Below are 5,428 nucleotides of genomic sequence, written 5' to 3' on the forward strand. Positions count from 1 at the left end.
AACTGGATCTCTAATCATCCTGTTGATTTCAAAAAGTATGCCAAATTACACGATTCTTTCAAGATTTCTGCCTAAAATTTTAACAAAGAACAGAGAGTATTTTCATAATATCCCTCTAAGTTTTCTGCCACTGTTAAACGATAATATTCCTATTCTTTTAAAGCCTTTTCTTGATAGCCGATTTATTATTTTTTTCATAATCAAATCTCCTATATGTTAGTCTATATCATTTCCTCTTTTTTTCAAGTGGACGAAACAGTTTATTTATATAACAATAGTACCACTGACATCCCGTTCCCGGATAACATATAGATTATATTGCATTTAATCATATAGCGAACTTAAGGATTATTGATTTTGGCGGGAATTACAGGTGAATAGCTTAATATTTTGTTCTGTATTCCGTGGGAGTATATTTTGTATATTTTTTAAACATTTTACAGAAATAGGCAAAATCCGAATAACCAACTTTTTGCGCTACATCGCTAATATTATATTTTACATTTTTTAACAACTCCTTAGCTTTTTCCATCCTAATTTCCAATAAATAATCTAATATTGTCATGCCGGTCTCCACCTTAAATATCCTCTGCAAATAATGCGGACTTAATTTCATCTCCGCTAAAAGGCCCTCATAGAATTCTTTATTGCGATATTTTTTTTCCGTATAACTCACAACTCTCTCCACTGTTTTTCTGTATATAGAGTGCCTTCTTAATAATTCTTTTATATTTTTAGATAAAGTTATCCATTCTTCTTCGGGTTTCTTATTTTCATACATTATCTGCAATGTTTTTTCTTTAATCAAATATTTTATTTCCGGACAGTTTATAATTTCTTTATTAATACCTCTGCAATCCTTTAATATTTTCTCTGCGGAAGTATAGTAGGGTCTTTTACTCAGTATTTCCTTATCTTCCCACAATGAAATCCTGGGAGGAAAAGGCCAATTTATTAATGCAATTTTTTTTGAAATTTCCTCACTTATTAAATATTCTAAAAACAAAATAGCGGATTTGGGGCTTTTTGTATTTTTAGGTATACATAATGCGCTGCCATATGCCAAACCACACCTTTTGCTGCTTTTTTCCATTTTTGGCATGGGAGCTACCCATACATTTCCTTTTATAGAATCCATATTATTCCCCAGCGGTGTTTTATCCCAGCCGAATGCAATCTCAACAAGATCAGTTCTTGCCATTAAAAATATACTCTTTTTTAAATAAAAATTTTCAGCATCTTTTGTAGGAAAAAATCTATCATCTTCGGGAATTACCTTATACGTAAATATTACTTTTTTCATGTATTTAAGCGCAGATATAATTTTCTTATCGGTAATAATATTGCTTTTGCTGTCAAATATATCCCCGTTATTACCCCAAACAAATCCCAAAAGCATACTTACTATTTCTGCTTTTCCTTCCAATTGATAAGACACACCTGTAAGCGCAGGATCGTTTTCCTTATCTAAAATATATTGCGCGGCGTCCATTAATTCATCCCAGGTCTCCGGAACTTTAATTTTATACTTCTCAAGCAAATCTTTTCTATACATCATGCCTCTACAACCTACTGTAAAAGGAACTCCGTATATCTTGTTATTAAACGAACACGACTCTATAGATTCTTCCAAATAATCAGTTGTTTTGATAAAACTATCTAAATTCATCAACAAACCCTGACTGGCATACTCATATACTTTATTGTAAGGCAAGCAAACGAGGCCTAAAGTAATATCCTGCTTAGCCATATATTTTCTCAAAATGCCCTCAAAATTAAACTTAGAATTAACATAAAATTCCCGAATATCTGTTTGTTTGTCGCTTTCTACTCTGTTAACATTTATATTTGGATTCTTCAGTTCAAACTCTTTTACAATCTTATTCATCCTCTCCTCTTCCGGAGAAAATTGAGCAATATGATAAGCTAAATCGGCAGTTGAAATAACATTAGGAATCTTTATTTTATCAGACTCATTTCTTGTATCACAAAGCCCCAATCCTTCTTTTGTCATTCTAATTTCTTTTGTTTTTGTATCAATAACACTTTCTTTTACTTTCAATGTTGTTAACTCCAGACCACGCAAAATCATAATATTATCTATTAATTTTAAGAAAGGTATATTTCCCGAGAATAAAGCCTCTTCTTTTTTTGAAATTGTCGCAGTAAAAAACGTACTTATTCCGTATTTTTTTAGGGTTTTAAATATCTTATTTATTTTTTCAGATATCTTAATTCTCTTTACAAATGACACCGGCATTTCATCAATGAACACCCTCATTATTTTTTCTCTGCTAAATACCTTTTTCAATGAAACAAGTAAAGTATCTATCTTGAATATATTCGCAGGAAATACAATCAAACTTCCTTTATTTATATATGATTCCCAGTCTGTTTTTAAAATAGCGTAGAATTTTAATGTACTTAAAGGATTTTCCACAAATGAAATGTAAATACATTTTTCTCCATTATTTAAGCCTTCTTTTAAGTATTGAAGTCCAAACAACTTTTTATCTGTTCCAAAATGCCCGGCAACAAGTGTAATTGTACCTTGAATGAATCCCCCATCACACATCTCATCTAAACCGGGAATCCCTGATTTTATTCTTTTTAATATTTCTACTTTAGTCGACATAAGATTAATATACCACAAGACATACGTTTTTTGAAGTTAATTTAAAATACCTAAACTTAAGCATATTTTACACATTTCACATTCATGCATTCATGCATTTTGCTATATACCTGATGCTTTTAATAGGTTATAATATTCTTAATGACTTCAGAAAACTTCACCTTTCATAATCTTGGAATTGATATTAAAATTCTGGAACTTCTTGACAAGCTTGGATTTGTCACGCCTACTCCTATTCAAAGAAAAGCTATTCCTGCAGCAGTCGCAGGAAAAGACATTATAGGAGTAGCTCAAACAGGCACAGGTAAGACTCTGGCGTTTGGAATACCGATGATACAGCAGCTTTCAATACATAAAGGTAAAGGTTTAGTACTCGTACCTACAAGAGAGCTGGCTATTCAAGTAAACGAAACCCTCGTAAAGCTCACACCTGCTTTTGGTTTCAAGACCGCAGTACTTATTGGAGGGGTTTCAATATTTTCTCAGATCAAAGAGCTGAAGAAAGAACCTGCCATATTGGTCGCCACTCCCGGAAGGTTAAATGACCTGTTAAACAGAAACCTAATAAACCTTACTGAGTTTAACATGCTGATACTGGATGAAGCCGACAGAATGCTTGATATGGGCTTCCTTCCCCAGATTGAAATTATATTAAGACGTATTCCAAAAGAAAGACATACTATGCTTTTTTCAGCGACAATTCCTGAGGGAGTTATAGATATTGCGGCAAATTATATGAAGAATCCTACACATATAGAAGTCGCCCCGTCAGGCACTGTTGCGGAGACCGTTACCCAGGAGCTTTTCATTGTAAAAAGAGAACATAAAGGGAAACTACTCGGGGAACTTTTAAAGCAGTATACCGGGCCGGTTCTAATTTTTACCCGCACAAAACGCGGCGCAAGCAAGGTTACCAAACTTCTCAAAGAATTGGAGCATAAAGCGGCAGAAATTCATTCTGACAGAAGCCAGTCTCAAAGAAAAGAAGCCCTTGACCGCTTTAAAGCCGGCAGATACAGAATACTCACAGCTACGGATATTGCATCCAGGGGGATTGATGTTACAGGTATTGAGCTTGTTGTTAACTTTGATATTCCCGAGGATCCTGAAAATTACGTTCACCGAATAGGACGCACCGGAAGAGCAGGAAAAAAAGGTCATGCTATAACTATCGCCTCTCCGGAACAGGGCGAGGATGTTAAAAATATAGAAAAAATCATGAGAGCAAAAATTCCGGTTTCAGTTCATCCTAATGTTCCTGCCTTGAAATTTGGTTCCGAGCATAGAGCACCGGGTAAAGCGGCGCGCGGGGTTTCTCACAAACCTGCGAATATCAGAGGATTAGCCGCAAAAAGTCATTCATTGACAGCAGCTGACAGCTCTTCTCACAAAGCTAAAAGAGTATCAAAGAACAGGTACAATACTAAATCCTGGAAAGATTACGAAAGCAAGCCTTTTATCGGAAAAACCGAACATCACGGAAAATCTGTTAAAGATTCCAAACCGGTAAACAGAGTTTACTTGGACACAAACAAGGTAATGCCTGAAGCCAAGATAGTAGAGCAGATTCAAAAGCCCGTCCACCATTCCATACCGGCACCGGCTCAAGAAATCAAAACTTCCAGCAGTGAAGCAATACGGAAAGACAACCCTGTAAAGAAAGAGCATTTCTCTTCACATAGACCGGATTATTCACCTAAGCCCTTTAATAGAAACAATTCAAAACCACCGTCCGGAAATAGATTTGAAAGAAATGAGGGCTGGAAAAAGTCTGACCGTTTTGAGAAGAGACCTTCATCTTTCAGAGAGAGACCTCCGCGCTCTGACAATAGAACATTTCACGGCAAACCTTCCCGTCCTATCGAAGGTAGAAGAGACGAGAATTTTGGCAACAAATACGAGCATAACGAAGGCAGAGAAAAATTAAATACTTTCGAGGAGAGGCGCCCGTTCCATAGTAAAAGCCGCCCGTTTCACGAACGCAAGCCGTACCACGGCAGGGATACCGGTTTTGGAAGCAGAAAACCTTACGACAGAGACGACTCCCGCAATAAGAACGAAAGTAATTTTGGAAGAAAAAGCAGCTGGAAGAAATCCAACCATTGGGAAAAAAGACCTTACGAGGCAAAAGCTTTTCACAGCAAAACTGATAGCGAAAGGCGTCCTTTTAACAGGGACTCTTCTTCCGGAAGATCTGAAAGAAGACCTTACGCAGGTAATACAGATGGCCGGACTTACTCAGCTTCAGAAAGACCTCAAAGAAGACCTTACGCCGGTTCTAATACAGAGAGCCGGTCTTTCAACAAAAACTTCTCTTCCGGAAGACCGGAAAGAAAACCTTATGCAGGTTCTAACACTGAAAGACGCCCCGGACATTTTGGCGAGAAATCCTTTTATGGCAAACCCAGAAGCGGATACAGAGGGAATAAACCCAGATAAATAGAAACACCTTCTGCAGTGATCCTTCTTTCCAATCAAAAATACTTATATTGTAAACGTCATATAAAGTCCATAAAAGTAAAAGCCCAATTGAGAAAATTGGGAATCCCTCAGTTTCGGGTCACATTACAATGTAGTTGCCTGATTTATCAGGCATTTTTAAAGCGCCCAATGTCATGCCTGAGGCAGATCCGCCTCAGGCGGAAATGGGGCAACTACATCGATTGTAATTACCCCCATAACTGAGGGATTACGAAAATTGCTTTATCTCAGCGATTCCGCAACTATAATAAATAGCCCTATAAAAACCTGTATATACCCTGAGAAAAACGATTATTACCTGTTTAAGCAAAT

2 protein-coding genes are annotated in these 5,428 nt (G+C 36.5%); one reads left to right on the forward strand and one right to left on the reverse strand.

Features of this window, described 5'->3' with window-relative positions:
• Positions 1 to 382: 382 nt before the first annotated feature.
• Positions 383 to 2,635: a hypothetical protein gene (locus A2536_04670; protein OGF46720.1), complete on the reverse strand. Its 2,253-nt coding sequence runs from the start codon at positions 2,633 to 2,635 to the stop codon at positions 383 to 385.
• Between the two features lie 141 nt (positions 2,636 to 2,776).
• Here A2536_04670 and A2536_04675 point away from each other — a divergent pair, with 141 nt between their 5' ends.
• The gene (locus tag A2536_04675) at positions 2,777 to 5,074 is read left to right on the forward strand and encodes a hypothetical protein (GenBank protein ID OGF46721.1); all 2,298 of its coding nucleotides are present in this window, start codon (positions 2,777 to 2,779) and stop codon (positions 5,072 to 5,074) included.
• Positions 5,075 to 5,428 lie beyond the last annotated feature (354 nt).

It is taken from the genome of Candidatus Firestonebacteria bacterium RIFOXYD2_FULL_39_29 (assembly GCA_001778375.1).
Lineage (GTDB): Bacteria > Oederibacteriota > D2-FULL-39-29 > D2-FULL-39-29 > D2-FULL-39-29 > D2-FULL-39-29.

What these genes read in the sequence shown, in the direction of transcription:
- A2536_04670 (OGF46720.1), bottom strand. Translation starts at nt 2,635, where the DNA reads ATGTCGACTAAAGTAGAAATATTAAAAAGAATAAAATCAGGGATTCCC.
- A2536_04675 (OGF46721.1), top strand. Translation starts at nt 2,777, where the DNA reads ATGACTTCAGAAAACTTCACCTTTCATAATCTTGGAATTGATATTAAA.